The sequence below is a fragment of the Streptomyces atratus genome (genome assembly GCF_014648655.1).
Lineage (GTDB): Bacteria > Actinomycetota > Actinomycetes > Streptomycetales > Streptomycetaceae > Streptomyces > Streptomyces atratus.
The window spans coordinates 54,060-74,303 of sequence record NZ_BMRN01000024.1 but is presented as its reverse complement, the minus strand read 5'-3'; the positions used below and the strand labels follow the sequence as shown (position 1 = coordinate 74,303).

The window sequence follows — 20,244 nt, the reverse complement described above, 5'->3', positions numbered from 1 at the left end:
TCAACCTCCCTTCGTGATCGTCTAGTTGTTCTGGATGAACTGCTTGGCGAGGGCCTCACCGGCGGTGACGGCGGCGCTGTGGCTTTCGATCGGCGACACCTTGGAGTTCTTGAACAGGATGTAGGTGACGCCGGATTCGGCGCCGCCGGTCTCCGGGTCGGGGTCGATGCCGAGCGCCTTGGCGGTGGCGTACGAGGCCTCGCCGATGATCTTGTTGGGGCCGGTGTCGCCGACGACTGCGTACTCGACCTTGTTGTTGTAGATGACGGCGACGACGCCACCGCCCTTGATTCCCGCGTTGCTGTAGTTCCAGATGCTGCTGCTGCTCGGCACGACGACGTACGGCAGTTTCTCGGCGTTCAGCGGCTTGTCGCCGGAGGTGTGGAACGCCGTGTCGTCCTGGAACCACGGGTCGGTGTTCTCGTTGCAGGCGGTGGTGACCTGGCCGTCGCAGTCGATGTCCATGTCGGCCTTCCAGAACACGGCACCGTTCTTGCCGCAGACCGGCACCGTCGCCGAAGTCTCCTCGTCCGTACGGTACTTGCCGTTGGAGATCTGCGAACACGAGGTGACTTCGGCCAGCAGATCGGCCGCGCTGACGGAGCCTTCCTCGACGCCGGTCCCGGCCCGGTCGGCGGCGCCTGAATCCGCCCGGGGCGCGGCGGCAGTGGTGACGGCACCCGAGACCGGGCGGGCCTGGGCGGCGGGCGTCAGCGTGGCGGCCGAGAGCAAGGCGGCGCCGGAGGCAGCGGCGAGGGCGAGCGTTCGAGTACGCACAGTGGGGGTGCCCTTCCAATAGGAAACTTTCCTTACCGACGCGGCCAAGATGGACCCGACGTCATATCTCCGTCAAGACCGCGGGCTGGTTCCTCGTGAGACCTCACGAGGAACCAGCCATTTGTATAGGGCTATTGACGCATCGTCATGGCCGTCCGCTCGGCTTCACGACCATGGCCGAGCCCCCGCCCCGGCGCACCTTCTCCGCTGCCGCCAGCCACCGTCCGTCCGGCAGCCGCTGCACACCTGTCGCCGCCCCGATCTCCGGGTTCAGCTTGAAGACATGACCCAGCGACTCCAGTTCCGCCCGAACGGGGCTGTTCCACAGCCCCGGTTCGAGCTCCGTCGTCGGCGAGTTGCGCTGGCTGGCGCGCGGCGCCGCGATGGCGTCGACCAGCGGAAGCCCCCGGTCGACCTTGCCGATGAGCGACTGCAGCACGGTCGTGATGATCGTGGCGCCACCCGGCGAGCCGAGGGCCAGCACCGGCTCACCGTGCTTCAGCACGATCGTCGGCGAGATGGACGAGCGCGGACGCTTGCCCGGACCCGGCAGATTCGGATCGTGGACCGCCGGACTGGCGGGCGCGAACGAGAAGTCCGTCAGCTCGTTGTTGAGCAGATAGCCGCGTCCCGGCACGGTGATGCCGCTGCCGCCGGTCTGCTCGATCGTCAGCGTGTACGCGACGACATTGCCCCACTTGTCGGCCGTCGTCAGATGTGTGGTGTTCTCCCCCTCGTACGTCGTCGGGGCGGCCGTGCCACCGGCCCTGCAGTCGGCCGGGTGGCCGGGGTCTCCCGGCGCGAGCGGGCTGGTGAGCACCGCGTCATCCTTGATCAGGCATTCCCGCGAGTCGGCGAACCGCTGGCTGAGGAGCCCTTGCGTCGGTACGTCCTCGAACGCGGGGTCGCCGACCCATCGCCCGCGGTCCGCGAACGCGATCCGGCTCGCCTCGATGTAGCGGTGCAGATACTGCGCCTCGCTCGCCCTCGAAAGGTCCGTGGATTCCAGGATGTTGAGCGCCTCGCCGACGCTCGTACCGCCGGACGAGGAGGGTGCCATGCCGTACACGTCGAGACCGCGGTAGCCGACCTTCGTCGGAGCTTGCCGCAGCGCCCGGTAGGACCGCAGGTCCTTGGCTGTGAGGTCGCCGGGACGCACGACCCGGGTTGCCTTCGGGTCCACGGGCGGGTTGCGTACGGTCCGTACGACGTCGTCGGCCAGCTCGCCCTTGTACAGCTCGTCGATGCCCTTGCGGCCCACCTGTTCGTACGTACGCGCCAGATCGGGGTTCTTGAAGACCGAGCCGACCACCGGCAGTTGTCCGCCCGGCAGGAAGAGCTTGCTGGTCGCCGGGAAGTCGGCGAACCTGGCCTGATTCCCCTCGGTCTGCGAGCGGAACGTGCTGTCGACGACGAAGCCGTCCCTGGCGAGCCGCTCGGCCGGCTTCAGTACCTGCCGCAGCGACTTGCTGCCCCAGGTGTCGAGCGCGGTGTCCCAGGTGGCCGGGGTGCCGGGGGTGCCCACGGCCAGTCCACTGGTGACCGCGTCGGCGAAGGCGAGCGGCTTGCCGTTCTCCAGGAACAGCGAGGAGTCCGCGCTGCGCGGTGCGGTCTCCCGGCCGTCGATCGTCTCCACGGTGTGCTTCCTGGCGTCGTAGTAGACGAAGTAGCCGCCACCGCCGAGACCTGATGAGTAGGGCTCGGTGACACCGAGCGCCGCCGCAGTCGCCACCGCGGCGTCCACCGCATTGCCGCCCTTGCGGAGCACCTCGATACCGGCGGCCGAGGCATCCGCGTCGACGCTGGCGACCGCCCCTCCGTAACCCACCGCGACAGGCGACTTGGGCGGCGGCGCGGTCGGTGGTGCAGACGAGGACGGGGCGGCTGCCACAACCGTGACGACAGCGGCGAATACAACCGGCAACGATAGATTCCGCGCGACGAGACGTCGCATGCGCACCTCCAGTGAAGGATTGTCCGCCGCAGGGTAACGCCGCCCCGCCCACCTCGTCAGGACCGCCGTGAACCCGGGGCCGATCGCCCGCTGACATGCCCGCCCATGACCGACGACGTACGCAACATCGTGCTGGGCGTGACAGCCGCGGGTATCAGCGCCGCGCTGGACTGGATCGCCCGCACCTGTCTCTGGCGCCGCAAGCTCCGCCGCAAGCAGGCGTTCTTCGGACTGCCGGCTCATGTCGGCGGCGAACTGGCCGACGGCGAAAGCAACAAGCTGATGCGTCTGAGCCGCGGAGAATCCGCCAGCACCTGCGGCTTCGCCCTTTACCTCACCCTCCCCGACATCTGAGAGAAGCCACCCACGGCACCGGCTCCCATACCAGCCCCCCGAAGGATTTCCGGAGCCGACTTGTCATAGGGTGCACGGGTGGCTGACGTTAGTTTCGAGGCTCTGACGCGAGATCATGGTCGGCGTGCACCGGAGCCGACGTTCGGTGAGGTGACCGACCGGGTCTGTCGATGGCTTCGAGCCGTGGACGCCTCGGGCCTGGAACGGGCCTTCGATGAAGCCTTTGAGACTGTGGATATGCATTTCCACGAACCGCCGCGGTTCGAGGCGCTCCTGGCGCTGGTCGAACCGGCACGACAGGCAAGCATGGAGCCCAACGCGCCGTCGGCGGACTTTACGACGCTGCTGACCAGGTTGCAGCTGCGCCTCGGCGCCCCGCTCCCACCCTCGCTGATCGGATTTTGGGAGCTACGGGCGCGAAGCCTGCAATGGCGCACACTGTTCGACACGCTGATGAGCCCGGAGATATTCGCCCCATCCGCTTATCTCGACGGTCATGGCTACGGCCCCGAGTACCGGCTGTCGGTGGCACGGGTGGACAACTCGATTCGCCCGGTCCACGAGTCCTTGGACTACGGATACGTGGAGTGGTTCGACGACGCCGCAGAGGCCGTACGCGCCACGGCCGCCACCTGGCGGAACTTTCGGGTCGGTGACAGCGTGATGCTCGACCCGACCGTCGCCCGCTCCCTGATTCAGATCGCCTCCGACCACGGCGAGTGGGTCGAACTTGTCAGCGACTGGTGCGACGAAACCGGCGAGTCGCCCATCTTCCGGGCCGGCGACGACTACGAGGGCTACGCGGACCTGCTCGGCACCAGCCTGCCGCAGTGGCTTGGCCTGGAGGTCGACGCGACGATGGCACGGCTCGTCGTACCGGACCGCGCCACTGACGTAGCAAGCGGGGCAAGCCTGCTCGGCTCAGCATGAACCTTGTATATCTACGCGATTGAACGCTGTCACGCTCGCGGGTCGCGCACCCTTCCGCCGGGGTATCACGCTGCCCGATCCGGCCCCAATCCCGAGGCCGGTTTCTCGTACACCCATACCCGGTAGGCGCCGAGTCTGTCCGTGGGCGTTCAGATGTGGTCAAGACCCCGCATAGGTCCCATTCTGCGTCAATCCCCGAAGGACTTCCGACGTTGACCGTTAAGGCAGGAAGCCGGCAGTCAGACGGAGCAGCGGGCCGGCCCGATGACACCGTCGGTTCCGGTCACCTTCACCGCCGCCTTCCGGTCTGCGGTGCGGGCCTGCGCGGCCGTGCAGATCAGCTGCTGCCGGGCGACCTCGGAGAGTTTCGTGACGGCGGTGTTCACCCGGACCGACACGCCGTCCGGCCCCAGAGTCAGACTCAACGCGCCTCGAATGGGCGGAAGTTCGGTACGCAGGCCCGAATCGGCCTCGGCCTGGGTGGGCCCGTCGAAGAGCATGGCGATCGCCTTGTCGGAGCCACGCCACACGTGCCCCGTGCCCGAGGAGTCGCCTTCCACCGGCAGGGCGAACGGCCGCACGACGGGCATCAGCCGGTTCGCGGACGACGAGGAAACGAAGTAGAGCAGGGTGCCCTGGCTCCCCGGCGCCACATCCACGGTCGCCGGATCGCCGACCTCGACGACATCCGTCGCCTGTATCCCGCACCCGTTCGCCAGCAGCACGAGAGGCAGCAGGGCGCCGAACGCGCGTACGCGTCTCACTGCCCCTCCATCGGTAGTTCCACGGTCAGGACCGCGCCGCCCGCGGGTCCGTTGACGGCGCGCACGGTGCCGCCGTGCAGCCGTACGTTCTCCTGGGTTATCGCCAGGCCGAGCCCGCTGCCCGCCGACCGGGTGCGGGCCGCGTCGGCCTTGTAGAACCGGTCGAAGATGTGCGGCAGCACGGCGGAGTCGATCCCCGGCCCGTTGTCCGCGACTTCGGTCACCAGCCAGCGGGCCGCACCCCGCCGCTCGGTCCGCAGCCGGACGGTGACGGGCTGCGCACCGTGCCGCAGGGCGTTGCCGACCAGGTTGGCGACGACGATGTCGAAGCGGCGCGGGTCGAGCATCGCCCTTATCCCGTCGGGCAGTTCGGTTCGGACCCGGTCCTCCCAGTGCCTGCCCTGCAGGGTCTTGCGGATCGTCTCGGCGACGTCGACCTCGTCCAGGTGGAGATCCGCGGCCTTCGCGTCGAAGCGGGAGATCTCCATCAGATCCTCCACGAGGGTGGCGAGCTTCCCGGTCTCGGCGCTGATCAGCCGGACGGCCGCCGCGGTGTCGGCGTTCAGCTGGGCGGCGTCCTCGTCGAGCACTTCGGTGACGGCAAGCATCCCGGCGAGCGGGGTGCGCAGCTCGTGCGAGACGTCCGAGGCGAAGCGTCTGGCCCGCGCCTCCGCCCGCTGGAGCTCCTCCACCGACTCCTGGAGCTTGGTCGACGACTCGTTGAACGTCCAGGCGAGTTCGGCGAGTTCGTCGGAGCCCTTGACCTCGATACGGGTGTCGAGCTCGCCCCGGCCGATGCCGGCGGCGGCCCGCCGTAGATCGCGTACCGGGCGCAGCACGCTGCGGGCGGCGAGCAGGGCGGGCACCAGCGCGATCAGGAGGGCGGGCAGGGCGCCGTCGCGGGCCGCGGTGACCATGGCGTTGACATTGGCCTCCTCGCTGGAGAGCGGCATCACGGCGTAGAGGACGAGCCCGGTGGGCTGGCGTCCGTCGCCCCGGTCGAAGACTGCGGGCATCCCGATGGTCAGCCAGGGCTTGCCATTCTTGACGACTCGTTGGAAGGAGCCGTGCACGTCTCCACGTGCGGCGTCGCGCAGTGCGGGCGTGATCACGCCGGAGGTGGGCTGGTCCGTCGAGGAGACCCGGGTCTTCCCGTACTCGGCGAAGACGAACCAGGTGTGCGGCTTGCCCTCCCCGGCGAGGGTCTGGCAGGTCCGGCGCAGCTGCTCCGGATCCACCGGAAGGGTCACCGCCTGTGCGGCGATCCGGTCGCGGAACTGGGCGACGGCCGTGTCCTGCGCCTGCTGGAGGATGGCGGAGCGGGCCTCCCGGTAGGTCAGGGTCGCGGTGGTGACGACGCTGATCGCCGCGACCAGAAGGAAGGCGCCTATGAGACGGGTCCGCAGTCCGAACCGCGCGGCGAAGAGCTTCACGCGAGCGGTCCGAAGCGGTAGCCGAAACCGCGGACGGTCTGGATGTAGCGCGGGCTGCCCGCCACGTCCTCGATCTTCTGCCTCAGCCGCCGCACACAGGCGTCGACCAGGCGCGCGTCTCCGTGGTAGCTGTGCTCCCAGACGTATTCGAGGAGCTGCTGCCTGCTGAAGACCTGCTCGGGCGAGGCCGAGAGGTGGAGCAGCAGCTTCAGTTCGGAGGGCGCGAGCAGGAGGCGCTGCCCCGCCTTGGCGACGGAGAGCCCGGCGCGGTCGACGGCCAGTTCGCCGTGGAATTCGATGCCGCCGCGCCCCGCGGGTTCGGCGAGCCTGCGCAGTACGGCGCGGATCCTGGCCTCTATCACTTCGGTACGGGCGGGCTTGACGATGTAGTCGTCGGCGCCGGCCTCCAGCCCGACGACCACGTCGAAGTCGTCACCGCGCGCCGTGAGCATGATGATCGGCAGCTGGCTGGTCTCCCGTATCAGGCGGCAGACCTGAACCCCGTTCATTCCGGGGAGCATCAGATCGAGGAGCACCAGATCGGGCAGGAACTCGCCCAGCGCCGCGAGGCCCTCCTCACCTGTTTCGACGGACCGCAGCTCATGACCGCGCCGCCGCAGCCCCAGCTCGACCCCTTCCCGTACGGAGGGGTCGTCTTCGATCAGCAACACGCGAGGCATGGCAGCAGTATCCCAGCGTTCAAGGAATGGATTCGAACCGGTGACCGGACTGTGCGCCGGGTGCTCACGCCCGCCGCAGCCGCCCCCGGGCCGCCGCGATCACGGCACTGATCTCCCGCAGCCGCAGCGGCCGTGCCAGCAGCGCCACCGTGAGCAGGAGTACGACAGCGCCCGCCCCCACGGCGGCGAAGTCCCCGGACCCCTCGCAGGCGCGAGCGGCCAGGTATCCCAGCAGCCCGGCGGGCACACACGCCGCCACCAGCCGGAGCTGCGCCCACAGCCCGGGCGAACGCATCAGTGAGGGCCGGCCGGCATCGCTGCCGGAAACCCTGCGGTGCAGCACATACGCGGTGACGCCGAAGCCCGCGAACAGCGCCACCGAGTACGCCCCGGCCATCCCGGTCACGGCCCAGCGGACCGGCAGCAGCAGATACGCGGCAATCGAGAGCCCGGCGTTGAGCGCCGCGATCACCAGATTGAGGAGGAACGGGGTGCGGGTGTCGCTCATCGCGTAGAACGCGCGAGAGAGCACGTACTGCCCGGAGTAGGCGATCAGCCCCGGTGCGAACGCCATCATCATCCCCGCCATCACGGCGATGTCCGCGTCGCCGGTGCGCCCGTATCCGTACACGGCCCCCATCACCCACGGTGCCAGCGCGAACAGCAGGGCCACCGCGGGGATCACGACCGCGGCCGAGGTGCGCAGGGCGTACGAGACATCGCGTCGGACACCCGTCAGGTCGTTGTCGGCCGCCGCCCGGCTCATCCGGGGCATCAGCGCGGTGACGAGCGAGACGGTCACGATGCCGTGCGGCACCACCCACAGCTGAAAGGCGTAGCTGTACGCGGTGTAGCCGGCACCGCCCGACACATGCTGTTCCACGGCGTGCTGACCGGTGGCGGTGGAGAGCCGGGTGACCACCCAGTAGGCGATCTGGTTGGTGGCCACGAGCATGACCAGCCAGCCGGCCGCGCGCAGCGGCCGGGTGAGTCCACTGCCCCGCCAGTCGAACCGCGGCCGCCAGCGGAACTTCGCGGCGCGCAGCGCGGGCACCAGGGCGAGCGTCTGCACCGCGATCCCGGCGGTCGTCCCCCAGCCGAGCCACTGCGCCTGCGCCGCGGTCAGCGTACCGTCGGAGCCTGCCGCGACGGTCAGATAGATCCCGAACACCGCGATGATCACCACGTTGTTGAGGACCGGGGTCCACATCATCGCGCCGAACCGGTCACGGGCGTTGAGCACTTGACCGAGGAGGGTGAACAACCCGTAGAAGAGGATCTGCGGCAGGCAGTAGCGGGCCAGGGCGATGGTGAGATCGGCCTGTTCGCCGTGGTAGTCGGGGGCGTAGACCGAGACGATCCACGGGGCGCCGACGACCGTGAGCGCGGTGAGGGCGAGGAGCCCGATCGTGCAGATGGTGAGCAGCCGGTCGGTGTACGCGGCGCCGCCGTCGGCATGGTTCCTGGCGGCCCGCACCAGCTCGGGGACGAAGACGGCGTTGAGCGCGCCGCCGATGAGCAGGGTGTAGAGGATGTTGGGCACGGTGTTGGCGACGGTGTACCCGTCCGCCTGGAGTCCGGTGCCGAGCGCGGCGACGACGACCGCCGAGCGTATGAAGCCGGTCGCCCGGGAGACGATGGAGCCGGACGCCATGACGGCGCCGCTGCGCAGCACCGAGCCGGACTTGCGCTCTGCGGCCTTCGCGGAGGCCGTCTCGGTGGCCGTCATCGGCGCGCCAGGTACGCCTGGAACGCCCGGTACAGGGTGTTGTTGGCAGCTCCGCCCACCGATGTCTCCCACTCTCCGAGGGTCTCGACGACCTGGCCTCCGGTGCCGAGCTTCCAACGGAGCAGCCCGAAGGGGCGGTCGTCGGGGTCAAGGGTGGAGGGTACCCCGCGCATGTCGTGCACGTCGGCACCGAGCCCATGGGCATCGAGCATCATCTTCCACTGCAGCGCGTTGCTGGGACGGACCTCGCGGCGGTGGTCGGCGGAGGCGCCGGTCTGGTACCAGACCCGCCGGCCGGTGCTGATCATGGTGTGGGCGGCCAGGATCTCGCCCTGGTGGACGGCCAGATAGAGCTTCATCCGGCCGGGGTGTTCGGCGTTGAGTACGGCGTACTGCTGCTGGTAGTACGCGAGGGAGCGGCCGAGCCGGAAGCCGTCGCGCTCCTCGGTGATCCGCAGCAGGCGGTGGAATTCCGGCAGTTCGGCCGCGCCGCCGATGACGATCCGCACCCCGGCCTTCTGGGCCTTGCGTACATTGCGGCGCCACTCCTGGTTGAGTCCCGACCACAGTTCGTCGGGGGTCCGTCCGGCGAGCGGCACCTGGAAGACATAGCGCGGCTGTGCGTCGGCGTCCCCTCCCCCGTCGCCGCCGCACCGGCGCCAGCCGCGGGCCCGGAGCCGTTCGGCGACGGCCGTGCCGAGCGGGTCCACCTCCGTCGCGAGTACGTCGCCGACCTTGCGGCCGGGGCCGGTCGCGGCCTTCAGGCGGGCGGTGTCCCAGCGGCGGTACGCCGGCGAGGGGCCGATCCGTACGGCGAAGGCACCGGACCTCCGCAGATGCGCCATGAGCGGCCGCAGCCAGCGGTCGATGTCGGGGTCGGCCCAGTCGGCGACCGGCCCCTCGGGCAGGTATGCGAAGTATTTGCGGGTTCCCGGGAATTGCCGGTAGAGCACCAGCGCGGCCCCGGCCGGTTCAGCCGAGTCGCTGTGCCAGCCGACCATTTCGGAGGTCCATCGGTCCTTCACCGAGGCCCAGGACGGGTACTGCAGAAAGCTTGCCTCCGTACAGGTGGACACGAACGCCCGGTGCTCGGCGGCGGTCAGGCTGCGTATCCGTAGCTCGTGGTCATGGCTGCGGTCTCCGGTCGCGAGCAGCGCTGACATGTTCGTGGCCCTCCCTGGTCCGCCCCGCTGTCGGCTCTGCGGGGCTGCACAGGATGCTCACAGCGGTCCATGACGGAGCCGAGCGGCGAATGTGACCGGACGATGACCGTTGCGCTGCGGCCCATGTCACACAGGGGATTTCCCGGTTTTCGGCCGATTTGCGGAACCTATCGTCGGGTGAATACCTCTCCACCGACGAGAAGCAATGCCTTGGAGGTTTTTCCGTTGATCTCTGCACGCCGGCGCATGCGCCGTACCGCCCCGCTCGGCCGCCCGGTCCGGCTCACCCTGATCGCGGGTACCGCGGTGCTCGGCGCCACGCTCACTGCCTGTTCCGGCGCGTCCACATCGGACTCGGGCAAGGGATCGGGGCATGTGGCCGGGAAGGCGCCGGCACAGGACACCAAGATCTCGGTGAACCTCCAGGGCGGCAGAGCCACTCCCGGCAAGCCGGTGGAGGTGACCCTCGGCAGCGGCAAGCTCAAGACGGTCACGGTGAGCGCAGCCGAGGGGGACGCGCTCACCGGCCGGATATCCGCCGACGGCAGGACCTGGACGTCCGACCGGCCGGCCGCTCCGGGCACCACGTACAGCGTCGAGGCGAAGGACACCGAGGGCGGCAGCGACAAGGCCGGGTTCACCACCGCCGGGGCCGACAAGGTCAACAAGCTGACGCTGGCCCCCGGCAAGAACACCACGGTCGGCATCGCCCAGCCCCTGTCGATCGTCTTCGACAACCCGGTGAAGGACAGGGCCGCGGTCGAGAAGGCCCTGAAGGTCTCCACCTCGAACAACACCGAGGGCTCCTGGGGCTGGCTGCAGGACTACTCCGGCAAGGACCGCGTCGACTGGCGGCCCAAGGAGTACTGGAAGTCCGGTACGAAGGTCACGCTCGACGCCGACCTCAACGGAATCGACTCGGGCCCGTCCGGCGGCTGGTTCGTCCGCGACTACAGGACCACCTTCACCATCGGAACCGACCAGGTGGTCAAGGTCGACCTCGACCGCCACCGGCTGGCGCTGAAGCGGGACGGAAAGACCGTCATGGACGTGCCCATGTCGGCCGGCACCCCGGGCGGCGAGAAGGCGTCCTGGCGCGGCACGGCCGTGCTGATGGCCAAGGAGGGCACGATCAACATGCGCTCCGAGACGGTCGGTCTCGGCGACGCCTACGACAAGATGGTCGACTCGTCGATGCGGCTGACCTGGTCGGGGATGTACGCCCACGCGGCGCCGTGGAACGCGGCCTACTTCGGGGTGGCCAACCACAGTTCGGGCTGTGTCGGAATGAGCGACGCCAATGCCGGTGCGCTGTACCAGCAGGTGCGGGTCGGCGACCCGTTCGAGATCACCGGCGCGGACGCCAAGGGCACGGTCGCGGAGGGCAACGGGTACGGGGCGTGGAATGTGACATGGTCCGACTGGCAGGCGAAGAGCGCGCTGAAGTGAGCCGCACCGCTGCGCCGCGTTACTGACACCGCATCCAATAATCGTTGCTCTCACGCGACTTACGACGAGTTACCACGAGTAAGGAGCCAGGGTTACCGTCGGGTCACTTTGCACCGGCACGCGTGAGGAGTGACCCGTGGCACGCCCGTACCCGGCTCTGCGCACCACCGCTTCCATCGGAACGGCCGCCGTCCTGCTCGCCGGAGCCGCCCTCGGCGCGGCCCCGGCGGCCACCGCCCGGCCCGCCGCCGCAGCGGTGGCGGCGTCCGCTCCGGGCCTGGGGTTCTACGACATCCCCGGCTCCGGCGGGATCACGCTCAAGGGCAATGTGTTCACGGCCGCCGGTGCGCAGCCGGGCGAGCGGCATCCACTGATCGTGCTGCCCACCAGCTGGGGCCTGCCACAGGTCGAGTACCTCGCCCAGGCCCAGCAGCTCGCCGACTCCGGCTATGTGGTGGTCAGTTACACCTCGCGGGGCCTCTGGCTCTCCGGCGGCGACATCGAGGTCGCGGGCCCGCCGGTCACCGACTCACCCTGGTGATCGACACCGTCGACCCGCTGTACATCGAGCACGACCCGGCCGGCCCACAGCTGACCTTCTCCTCGCCCCGGGCGGACCCGTCGTACGTGTCCGTTCCCTTGCGCGAGAAGTGATCACCGGCTGCTGCCGGGCGGGCACTGCCCCTCGGGGCCCGCTTCGCAGCGGGTCCCGGCTACTGCACTCCCGGCAGCAGCGTTCCTGGTTCGGCCGGTGCGACCTCCACGGCCTTCGTCTTCGGATTGCGCCGCTCCCGCTTGGCCACCCAGGTCGCGAACCAGGAGAGCAGCATGCACATCCCGATGTAGATCGGCGAGATCACCATCACCACAGGGATGAAGGGAAGATCGTAGTCGAGGTTGGACGCGATGAGCTTGCCCGCGTGGAGGAATTCCTCGTAGGTGATCAGATAGCCGAGCGAGGTGTCCTTCAGCGCCACCACCAGCTGGCTGATGATCGTGGGCAGCATGGCACGCACCGCCTGCGGGGCCAGTACGAACGTGGTGACCTGCGTCTTGCGCATCCCCAGGGCGTACGCGGCCTCGCGCTGGCCGCGCTCCACCGAATTGATTCCGGTACGGAACACCTCGGCGAGCACCGAGCCGTTGTACAGGGTCAGACCGGTGACCAGCGCGGGCAGCGGCTGCACCTTCAGCGCCACGAAGATGAAGAAGATCATCACCAGAACGGGCATGGCCCGGAAGAACTCGACCAGCAGCGTCGAGACCCAGCGCACGACCCGGTGGTCGGAGAGCCGGCCGACGGCGAGCACCGCCCCGAGCACGAGGGAGAGCACGGCGGCGTACGCGAACGCCTTGAGCGTGTTGCCCAGTCCGCGCAGCAGCAGCTCCTGAATGCCCTTGTACTCGAAGGGTGTCCATTTGGCGCTGGTGAACTGTTCGGTGTCGAAGAGCAGATGGATGACCCAGCCGACCAGGGCGAGGATCAGGACCGTCGAGACGAACCCGTACAAGCGGTGGCGTTTACGGGTGACCGGGCCCGGGATGTCGTAGAGCGCGGTGGGGGACGGCGCGGTGTGGGTGGTCATCGGGCGACTCCCCAGCGCTTCTCCAGCACATTGAAGAGCGCACTGATGGACAGGGTGATGATCAGGTAGCCGACGGCGATCCAGACGAAGGTCCAGATGATGCTGTAACCCAGCTCGTTGAGGGTCTTGTAGGTGCCGAGCAGCTCGGTCACGCTGAAGGCCCCGGCGATCGCCGAGTTCTTGGCGAGGGCGATGAGTGTCGAGCCGATCGGCGGGATCACCGAACGGAACGCCTGCGGCAGCACGATGTTGTTCAGCGTCTGACCGAACGTCATGCCGAGACTGCGGGCTGCCTCGCCCTGCCCCGTCGGCACGGTGTTGATGCCGGAGCGCAGCACCTCGCAGATGAACGCGGAGGTGTAGCAGCCGAGCGCGAGGACCGCGAAGACCTTGAAGGGAAGCACCAGGCCGAAGCGCGGCAGTCCGAGCAGGACCGCGAAGAAGAGCAGCGTCAGCGGGGTGTTGCGCAGCACCGTCACCCAGACCGTGCCGAACACCCGGAGCGAGCCGACGGGAGCCACCCGGCATGAGGCCATGAAGAAGCCGAGGAGCAGGGCCAGGATCGAGGAGTAGACGGTCAGCTCGACCGTGCCGAGAAAGCCCTTGCCGTAGAGCGAGAAATTCTGTGTGAGTACGTCCATGGTCGATGCCCGCCCTCTCAGGTCGCCGGGTAGCGGTCGATGGGCGGCGGAGTCGGCGCGGGCACCCCGGACAGACCGAGTGTGGCCTCGAACGCCCTCTTCCAGTTGCCGTTCCTCTCGTTCGCCTCCAGTGCGTCGTTGAGGGCGAACCGCAGCGCGTTGTCGCTGCGCGGGACGCCGATGCCGTACGGCTCCTCGGAGAACGGCTTGCCCACCACCTTCAGCTCCTTGGGCGCCTTGGCGGCGAAGCCCAGCAGGATCGCGTCGTCGGTGGTGACGGCGTCGACCTGGTACGTCAGCAGGTTGTCGACGCAGATCGAGTACGTGTCGTAGGCGACCAGGATCGCCTTCGGGTAGTCGGCGGCGATGCGCTGGTACGGGGTCGATCCGGCCGCCGAGCAGACCGTCCTGCCGGCCAGGTCCTGAGGGCCGTTGATGTCGTGTTCGTCGGTGCGGACGAGCAGAGACTGCCCGGCCATGAAGTAGGGCCCGGCGAAGCCGACGAGCTTCTTGCGCATGGCGTTGATGGTGTAGGTGCCGACGTAGTAGTCGATCTGGCCGTTCTGAAGCGCCGTCTCACGGTTGGCGGAGGCGATGGTCCTGAAGCGGATCGTCTTCGGGTCGAAGCCGAGCGAGGCCGACATCATCTTGGCGATCTCGATGTCGAAGCCGGAGTAGACGCCGGTGGCCGGGTCCTTCTCGCCCAGGTAGGGCTGGTCCTCCTTGGCCCCGACCCTGAGGTATCCGCGCTTCTTCGCCTTCTTCCAGGTCGGTGATTCGGGCAGCCGGAAGCTGGTGTCGACCTTGTACACGGGCAGCTGCTCGGGCTTCGGGCCCTTCACCGGCGGGCTGCCCTCCTTGCCGCAACCGGCGGCGAGCACGGCCAGCAGGAGACCGGCGCAGGCGGCCAGAAATCTTCTCGTACGCAACACGGAGCTCCCCGTCAGTGCTTGAGGATCTTGGACAGGAAGTCCTTGGCGCGGTCACTCTCGGGAGCGGTGAAGAACGCCTCGGGAGTGCGGTCCTCGACGACGCGGCCGTCGGCCATGAAGACCACGCGGTTGGCCGCGGAGCGGGCGAAGCCCATCTCATGCGTGACGACGACCATGGTCATGCCGTCCCGGGCGAGCTGCTGCATGACCTCCAGCACCTCGTTGATCATCTCCGGGTCGAGCGCCGAGGTGGGCTCGTCGAAGAGCAGTGCCTTGGGGTCCATGGCGAGGGCGCGCGCGATGGCGACCCGCTGCTGCTGGCCGCCGGAGAGCTGGGCGGGGAACTTCTCGGCCTGTGAGGCGAGTCCGACCCGCTCCAGCAGTTCCCGGGAGCGCCGGTCGGCGTCGTCCTTCTTCCGCTTGCGGACCTTGAGCTGGGCGAGCGAGACATTGGCCAGCACGGTCTTGTGCGCGAACAGGTTGAACGACTGGAAGACCATGCCCACTTCGGCCCGGAGCTGGGCCAGCCCCTTCCCCTCCTCGGGAAGAGGTCTGCCGTCGATCACGATGTGACCCGACTCGATCGTCTCCAGCCGGTTGATGGTCCGGCAGAGCGTTGATTTACCGGAGCCGGAGGGGCCGATGACCACCACCACCTCCCCGCGGCCGACGGTGAGGTTGATGTCCCGCAGTACGTGCAGCTGCCCGTAGAACTTGTTGACGTCCCGCAGCTCGATCAACGGATCGACGGCCATACGCTGCCCCACCCACTTGTCGCTATGTCGAGGTCAGCGCAAACTATCCAGCGCGAAAAGGGACTTCGCCTCCGACACGCATAAATGGGATATAAGGCATCTTATTCGGTTTTAGTGAGAGTTCTACCCCTCGGCCGACTCCGAGTACACCTGCGAGAGCTCGGGACTGCCCGCGATCGCCCAGTCCAGCCCGGCCTCGACCACATCGATCTCCCGCCCCGAGGCAAGCCGCACCACGGGCTGTCCGCTCGGCCAGATGTTCCAGACCGCACCGGGGACGTTGCGCACCAGAACCGTGCCCAGGTACAGCCCCGCGTCGTTGCCCAGCCAGGGCAGCTCCTCGGGATCGTCGCGCCAGCGCGGCGGCAACTGATCGAGAGCCGCCAACGAGGCCGGGCTGTCATCGAGTTCGAGCCCCCGCTGCCCCGCCCGGACACGCAGTAGCTCGCACTCCGCGAGGAGGTCGGCCACACCCTCAGGATCAGCCTCGACGGCGGCTGCGAGCCCCGCCCCTCGCGTACCGTCGTGACGCTTGCGCCAGCTGTCCAAGAAAGGGATGTTCATGATCGGTTTCCCTGGGGCGCACCGCCGCTGGACGGCGTCCCGGTTCGGGGGGCACCACCCACGGGCGACGCCGGGCAACGCGTTCCCGTCACCCTCGGTTCACTCACATCCACCGTGATCATCTCCCATTCGACTCCCACCGGGCCCCACTCAGTCAACATCGTGAAGCGACCATCAGCCCACCATGACACAAAACCGGCCCCGGATCGCCGCACCTTGAGGTGTGGGCTGCGACCCGAAACCGGCCAGGCAGCCGACGTCGGAGACCACCGACCATCGATCAGACGTACCAGTGAACGGATATGCGAATCCGTGACGCCGAAACCAGCCCGCCCGGTCCGGGCACACCGGCCTCCGTTTCTGATTCGTCATCCGGAACACGTCCGGACGTCATGGCGTCACGGTGTCCGGGTGTGAGCGACCTGGAAGACCGGCGATTCTTGCGGGCCGACCTGCCCGGCGGTGAGGCGCCGGCCACCGGCTACGGACCGCTGGAGGCCATCTTGGCGAGCCCGGCGACGGTCACCGCGATCAAGTCGAGCGCCACCAGCGGCGTGGTGACGGACGCCCGGACCGGCCGTCCCAACCTTCTGCCGAACCTCACGGGGCTCTCACCGCCGGCAAGGTCTGACCCGGGTCTCGCAGCGCTGCGGGCCCTGTGCGGGGTGAGTCCACGGCCGGAAGGCAGAGGCCCTGACCAACAGGTCTTTTCACCGGTGTCCGAGTGGGCTCGAGCGCTCCCCCTCGGACACCGGCTCATGGAGACTGCCGGACCTCTTCCCGCCGTCGGTCAGGTCCGGCGGGCAGCGTCGCACGCGCTGCGGCCGTTCGGCCGCGTGGCGTCGAGGTCCGCCTCGGAGCGCCGGCCGTACCGCGTGCCGGCGCTCACCGCACCCTCATGCGGGCTGCACACCCGGCACCCCGTTCTCGATGACGTACGTCGCCCGTGTCGAGATGGGTGCATCCGGCCGGCTGACGTACGGCATGACCTGGAAGTCGCTGCGCCACTCGTTCTTCGTGACGCTGCACCGGACGTAGCCGCGCTGCGAGTTGAAGAATTTCATGTGCGGGTTCGCGGCTAGGGCTGTCCGCCCCCACTCGTTCATGTCCACGCCGTCACCGGAGCTGGTGATCGACGTGCCGACGAACTCGCTGCCGACGATCGGCGAGCGCTCGTCGTCGTAGTCGAGGAGCAGGTTGGCGGCGTTGTTCTGATGACGGTCGCCGCTGAGCACGACCAGGTTGTCGACGTCGCGTTCGAGAGCGCCGCCGAGGATGCGCCGACGGTTGGCGGCGTACCCGTCCCAGGGGTCCATGAAGAGCAGTTTCGCCTCGGTGGGGTCCAGGTCGACCTCGGCCATCGGTACCTGGTTGGCGATCACCTGCCAGCGGGCCTTCGAGCGTGCGAAGTTGTCCAGAAGCCATGCCTCCTGCTCGAAGCCCATCATCGTCTTCGACGGGTCGGTGCTCTCCGGTCCGGGGGCGTGGGTGCCGTCACCGTACGGCTGGTCGTCGCGGAACTGCCGAGTGTCGAGGACGTTGAAGTCGACCAGGTTCCCGTAGGTCAACCGGCGGTAGATCCGCATGTCGGCGCCGCCCGGGATCGACCCGGCACGGAAGGGCAGGTTCTCGTAGTAGGCCTGGAACGCCGCCGCACGGCGCGGCAGCCACAGCTCCCCCTTGCTCTGGCTCGACGCCTCGGGGAACTCGTCGGCCCAATTGTTCTCGACCTCGTGGTCGTCGAGGGTCGCCACAAAGGGGTGCGCGGCGTGCACGGCCATCAGGTCGGGGTCGCTCTTGTAGAGCCCGTACTGCAGCCGGTACCGCGCCAAGTCCGTTGCCTCGGGCCGGAACTCGCCGCCCATCGGTTGCTTACGGGCGCCGCCGGTGGCGTTGATGCCGTACTCGTAGATGTAGTCGCCGAGGTGGACGACGAGGTCGATGTCCTCGTTCGCGAGGTGGCGGTAGCCCGTGAAGAAGCCATCGCTCCAGTTGGCACAGCTGACGAACGCGAAGGACAGCGACGAGAGCCTGGCATGGTACGACGGAGCGGTCCTGGTGCGGCCCACTTGGCTGATGTGGCCACCGACACGAAAGCGGTACCAGTACACGCGGCCGGGACGCAGGCCCCACACCTCCGGGTGAACGGAGTGACCGAGTTCGGGCGTCGCCGTGACGGTGCCACGCTTCACCACGCGACGGAACCGCTCGTCCTCGGCGACCTCCCACCGGACAGCGACCGGACGGGGCGGCATTCCGCCGGAGCCGTCGGGGGCGAGCGGGTCGGTCGCCAGACGGGTCCACAACACCACGGAATCGGGCAGCGGGTCACCGGATCCGACGCCTACACGGAACGGGAAGTCCCGTGCTGCGGACCGGGATTGGGCAACTGCCGTATTGCTCGCGACGGCTCCGGTACCGAGGAGCACGGAGGCCGCGCCAACTGCGCCGATGAAGCCACGACGGGTGACGAACGGGGCATCGGTTCGGGGCATCTTCATCCTTTGGAGAGCGGTAAAGGGCTCTCGCGCCGCTGACCGCGCGAGAGAGGATCAGATCCACCACACATGACAGCTTGATACCCTGGCGCACCTACAACACGGGGCGACCGTTAACACCCGGCCTCGCAAGGATGCCTCGCCCGTATCGGGTGCGTGAAGCTTCTATTGCGACAGCCGGAGCCCCGTTCGCAGTCGGCCTCCTGGTCCCTGCGTGTCGCACGAGCACCCCCGGCACCGGGCCAGCGGGCTTCAGTTCTCCTCGCCCCGACCGACGAACGATGCACGTGCGGTGGATGTCCGCTGCCGCCCGGGGCTCTTGTCGCAGATCACCACCGCCCGCTGTGACCGGCCACTGCCCGTGTGACCGGGCTTGCGCCACGTTGCTGGAGGCCGATCCGGTGCGCCGGCCGAGGCATTCCCGGGCTCCGGTGTCCTGGCGCAAAAAGTGCTGGCGGAGAGCGGGTCCGTGCTGCTAGCTTCGCGATCATGTCGAGCCCCGAGTCCGACAGAGACTAGCCACCGGTCCACCGGTGGCTGATCCGCTGTCGAATTGATCCCGCCCGGCCGTGTGCCGGCCATGGGGTCGCTGCGTCGGACTGCCGCCGCAGGACCACAGCAGTGTGGGCTGCGCTTTTCTTGTATGCGCTCGTGCGCAGATTCTCCGACGTGGGCGCCTGCCTCGTTGTCGAGTCCCGTCCATGAACGCCCCGGACATTCTTCCGCGTTGCCGCCCGTCATGACGGGCGGGCGCGGCCCACACCCCCTGCCTGGTCCATCCATCAGCCGTCCATGGGGTTTCTTCATGCCATTCGCTGTCTACGCGCTCGGGCTCGCCGTCTTCGCCCAGGGCACATCCGAGTTCATGCTGTCCGGTCTGGTGTCGGACATCGCCGCCGACCTCCACGTATCCATTCCGGCCGCGGGGCTGCTCACCTCGGCCTTCGCGATCGGCATGGTCGTCGGGGCGCCGTTGATGGCGCTCTTCAGCCGGAACTGGCCGCGCCGCCGTGCCCTGTTGTTCTTCCTCTGTGTCTTCAGCGCCGTCCATGTCATCGGCGCACTCACCCCCAGCTATGGGGTGCTTCTCGCGACGCGGGTCGTCGGGGCGCTGGCGAATGCCGGCTTCTGGGCCGTGGCCCTGGTGACGGCGGTCTCCATGGTCGGACCCGAGGCCCGGGCACGCGCCACGTCCGTGGTGGTCGGGGGCGTCACCATCGCCTGTGTGGCCGGGGTGCCCGCCGGTGCGGCACTGGGCGGGCACTGGGGGTGGAGGTCGGCGTTCTGGGCCGTGGCGCTCGTCTCCGTACCGGCTGTCGTCGTGATCGCCAGGACGATTCCGGGGGCACGGCCGAAGTCCACCCCCGTACCCGCACGCGACGAGCTGGGAGCCCTGGCCCGTCCGCGGCTGCTGCTGACCCTGCTGACGAGCGCCCTCGTGCAAGGGGCGACGTTCTGCGCGTTCTCCTACTTCGAGCCGCTCGCAACCCATGTCACCGGATTCGGTGCCGCCTGGGTGCCCGCCCTGCTCGCGCTGTTCGGCCTGGGCTCGTTCGTCGGGGTCACCGTCGCCGGCCGGATCATCGACGCCCGGCCGGTCGCCCTCACCACGGCCGGTCTGCTCTCGCTCGCCGTCGGCTGGACCGGGTTCGCACTGACCGCGGGAAGCCCGTTCGCAACGGTCGCGCTCGTCTTCGTCCAGGGCATGCTTGCGTTCGGTACCGGGACGGCGCTGATCTCGTGGGTGTTCCGGCTGGCGGCCGACGCACCGACTCTGTCCGGCTCGTTCGCCACGTCCGCGTTCAATGTGGGCGGCGCGCTCGGCCCCTGGTTCGGCGGGCTCGCGATCGACGCGGGGTTCGGCTTCCGCTCACCGCTGTGGGTGAGCGCACTCCTGATGGTCCTGGCGCTGGGCACCGCCGGGGCGTCGCTGGGGATGCGCCGGGCCACCGACCGGACTCGGGATGGAATTCCTGCGATCTGACCGGCCATGAATGAAGCCCCGCCCGGCGCTGAACGGGCGGGGCTGTCCTGG

General features: G+C 68.7%; 17 protein-coding genes and 1 pseudogene. 5 read left to right on the top strand and 13 right to left on the bottom strand.

Going from position 1 to position 20,244, the window contains the following annotated elements; genetic code table 11:
- Positions 1-21: 21 nt before the first annotated feature.
- Both IEZ15_RS29215 and ggt read right to left on the bottom strand, forming a co-directional pair.
- Entirely contained in the window at positions 22-777 is a 756-nt protein-coding gene (locus IEZ15_RS29215; protein WP_189280061.1) for a glycoside hydrolase family 75 protein, read from the bottom strand.
- Between the two features lie 145 nt (positions 778-922).
- On the bottom strand, positions 923-2,731 hold the full coding sequence (ggt, locus tag IEZ15_RS29210; RefSeq protein WP_189280060.1) for a gamma-glutamyltransferase: 1,809 nt from the start codon (positions 2,729-2,731) through the stop codon (positions 923-925).
- A gap of 105 nt (positions 2,732-2,836) precedes the next feature.
- On the opposite strand from ggt, the gene IEZ15_RS29205 reads away from it, so the two are divergent.
- Both IEZ15_RS29205 and IEZ15_RS29200 read left to right on the top strand, forming a co-directional pair.
- Positions 2,837-3,085, top strand: coding sequence for a hypothetical protein (locus IEZ15_RS29205; protein ID WP_189280094.1), 249 nt, complete (start codon positions 2,837-2,839; stop codon positions 3,083-3,085).
- A gap of 150 nt (positions 3,086-3,235) precedes the next feature.
- Positions 3,236-4,015: a hypothetical protein gene (locus IEZ15_RS29200; protein WP_189280059.1), complete on the top strand. Its 780-nt coding sequence runs from the start codon at positions 3,236-3,238 to the stop codon at positions 4,013-4,015.
- Between the two features lie 239 nt (positions 4,016-4,254).
- On the opposite strand, the gene IEZ15_RS29195 is transcribed toward IEZ15_RS29200, so the two are convergent.
- The 5 genes from IEZ15_RS29195 to IEZ15_RS29175 form a co-directional block, all read right to left on the bottom strand.
- Complete coding sequence (locus tag IEZ15_RS29195; protein ID WP_189280058.1) at positions 4,255-4,779, bottom strand: hypothetical protein; 525 nt, start codon at positions 4,777-4,779, stop codon at positions 4,255-4,257.
- Complete coding sequence (locus IEZ15_RS29190) at positions 4,776-6,212, bottom strand: ATP-binding protein (RefSeq protein ID WP_189280057.1); 1,437 nt, start codon at positions 6,210-6,212, stop codon at positions 4,776-4,778. The genes IEZ15_RS29195 and IEZ15_RS29190 overlap by 4 nt, the downstream gene beginning before the upstream one ends.
- Positions 6,209-6,892 carry a response regulator gene (locus tag IEZ15_RS29185; protein WP_189280056.1) on the bottom strand — a complete coding sequence of 228 codons (684 nt, stop codon included), beginning with the start codon at positions 6,890-6,892 and terminating at the stop codon, positions 6,209-6,211. The genes IEZ15_RS29190 and IEZ15_RS29185 overlap by 4 nt, the downstream gene beginning before the upstream one ends.
- Positions 6,893-6,956: 64 nt before the next feature.
- Positions 6,957-8,621, bottom strand: a complete 1,665-nt coding sequence (murJ, locus tag IEZ15_RS29180; RefSeq protein WP_189280055.1) for a murein biosynthesis integral membrane protein MurJ — start codon at positions 8,619-8,621, stop codon at positions 6,957-6,959.
- Positions 8,618-9,784 carry a lipid II:glycine glycyltransferase FemX gene (locus tag IEZ15_RS29175; RefSeq protein ID WP_189280054.1) on the bottom strand — a complete coding sequence of 389 codons (1,167 nt, stop codon included), beginning with the start codon at positions 9,782-9,784 and terminating at the stop codon, positions 8,618-8,620. Before IEZ15_RS29175 ends, murJ begins: the two co-directional genes overlap by 4 nt.
- Before the next feature lie 225 nt (positions 9,785-10,009).
- Between IEZ15_RS29175 and IEZ15_RS29170 the strand changes: the two genes are divergently transcribed.
- Positions 10,010-11,233, top strand: a complete 1,224-nt coding sequence (locus IEZ15_RS29170) for a L,D-transpeptidase (protein ID WP_189280053.1) — start codon at positions 10,010-10,012, stop codon at positions 11,231-11,233.
- Positions 11,234-11,369: 136 nt separating this feature from the next.
- Positions 11,370-11,753 (top strand): annotated as a pseudogene (locus IEZ15_RS29165) (CocE/NonD family hydrolase); the annotation flags it as partial.
- 193 nt (positions 11,754-11,946) lie between these two features.
- Here the strand turns inward: IEZ15_RS29165 and IEZ15_RS29160 are convergent.
- The 6 genes from IEZ15_RS29160 to IEZ15_RS29135 all read right to left on the bottom strand — a co-directional run bounded on the left by IEZ15_RS29160 (position 11,947) and on the right by IEZ15_RS29135 (position 18,206).
- Complete coding sequence (locus tag IEZ15_RS29160; RefSeq protein WP_189280052.1) at positions 11,947-12,819, bottom strand: amino acid ABC transporter permease; 873 nt, start codon at positions 12,817-12,819, stop codon at positions 11,947-11,949.
- Positions 12,816-13,460, bottom strand: a complete 645-nt coding sequence (locus IEZ15_RS29155) for an amino acid ABC transporter permease (RefSeq protein WP_189280051.1) — start codon at positions 13,458-13,460, stop codon at positions 12,816-12,818. The genes IEZ15_RS29160 and IEZ15_RS29155 overlap by 4 nt, the downstream gene beginning before the upstream one ends.
- 17 nt (positions 13,461-13,477) lie before the next feature.
- Complete coding sequence (locus IEZ15_RS29150; RefSeq protein WP_114247532.1) at positions 13,478-14,389, bottom strand: glutamate ABC transporter substrate-binding protein; 912 nt, start codon at positions 14,387-14,389, stop codon at positions 13,478-13,480.
- 14 nt (positions 14,390-14,403) lie between these two features.
- On the bottom strand, positions 14,404-15,147 hold the full coding sequence (locus IEZ15_RS29145; RefSeq protein WP_114247531.1) for an amino acid ABC transporter ATP-binding protein: 744 nt from the start codon (positions 15,145-15,147) through the stop codon (positions 14,404-14,406).
- Positions 15,148-15,270: 123 nt separating this feature from the next.
- On the bottom strand, positions 15,271-15,711 hold the full coding sequence (locus tag IEZ15_RS29140) for a DUF6278 family protein (protein WP_114247530.1): 441 nt from the start codon (positions 15,709-15,711) through the stop codon (positions 15,271-15,273).
- A gap of 896 nt (positions 15,712-16,607) precedes the next feature.
- Positions 16,608-18,206: an alkaline phosphatase D family protein gene (locus tag IEZ15_RS29135; protein WP_189280050.1), complete on the bottom strand. Its 1,599-nt coding sequence runs from the start codon at positions 18,204-18,206 to the stop codon at positions 16,608-16,610.
- An 808-nt stretch (positions 18,207-19,014) separates the two neighbouring features.
- Here IEZ15_RS29135 and IEZ15_RS29130 point away from each other — a divergent pair.
- Complete coding sequence (locus IEZ15_RS29130; RefSeq protein WP_189280049.1) at positions 19,015-20,193, top strand: Cmx/CmrA family chloramphenicol efflux MFS transporter; 1,179 nt, start codon at positions 19,015-19,017, stop codon at positions 20,191-20,193.
- Positions 20,194-20,244 lie beyond the last annotated feature (51 nt).

What these genes read in the sequence shown, in the direction of transcription:
- ggt (WP_189280060.1), bottom strand. Translation starts at nt 2,731, where the DNA reads ATGCGACGTCTCGTCGCGCGGAATCTATCGTTGCCGGTTGTATTCGCC.
- IEZ15_RS29205 (WP_189280094.1), top strand. Translation starts at nt 2,837, where the DNA reads ATGACCGACGACGTACGCAACATCGTGCTGGGCGTGACAGCCGCGGGT.
- IEZ15_RS29185 (WP_189280056.1), bottom strand. Translation starts at nt 6,892, where the DNA reads ATGCCTCGCGTGTTGCTGATCGAAGACGACCCCTCCGTACGGGAAGGG.
- murJ (WP_189280055.1), bottom strand. Translation starts at nt 8,621, where the DNA reads ATGACGGCCACCGAGACGGCCTCCGCGAAGGCCGCAGAGCGCAAGTCC.
- IEZ15_RS29175 (WP_189280054.1), bottom strand. Translation starts at nt 9,784, where the DNA reads ATGTCAGCGCTGCTCGCGACCGGAGACCGCAGCCATGACCACGAGCTA.
- IEZ15_RS29160 (WP_189280052.1), bottom strand. Translation starts at nt 12,819, where the DNA reads ATGACCACCCACACCGCGCCGTCCCCCACCGCGCTCTACGACATCCCG.
- IEZ15_RS29155 (WP_189280051.1), bottom strand. Translation starts at nt 13,460, where the DNA reads ATGGACGTACTCACACAGAATTTCTCGCTCTACGGCAAGGGCTTTCTC.
- IEZ15_RS29145 (WP_114247531.1), bottom strand. Translation starts at nt 15,147, where the DNA reads ATGGCCGTCGATCCGTTGATCGAGCTGCGGGACGTCAACAAGTTCTAC.
- IEZ15_RS29140 (WP_114247530.1), bottom strand. Translation starts at nt 15,711, where the DNA reads ATGAACATCCCTTTCTTGGACAGCTGGCGCAAGCGTCACGACGGTACG.
- IEZ15_RS29135 (WP_189280050.1), bottom strand. Translation starts at nt 18,206, where the DNA reads ATGCCCCGAACCGATGCCCCGTTCGTCACCCGTCGTGGCTTCATCGGC.
- IEZ15_RS29130 (WP_189280049.1), top strand. Translation starts at nt 19,015, where the DNA reads ATGCCATTCGCTGTCTACGCGCTCGGGCTCGCCGTCTTCGCCCAGGGC.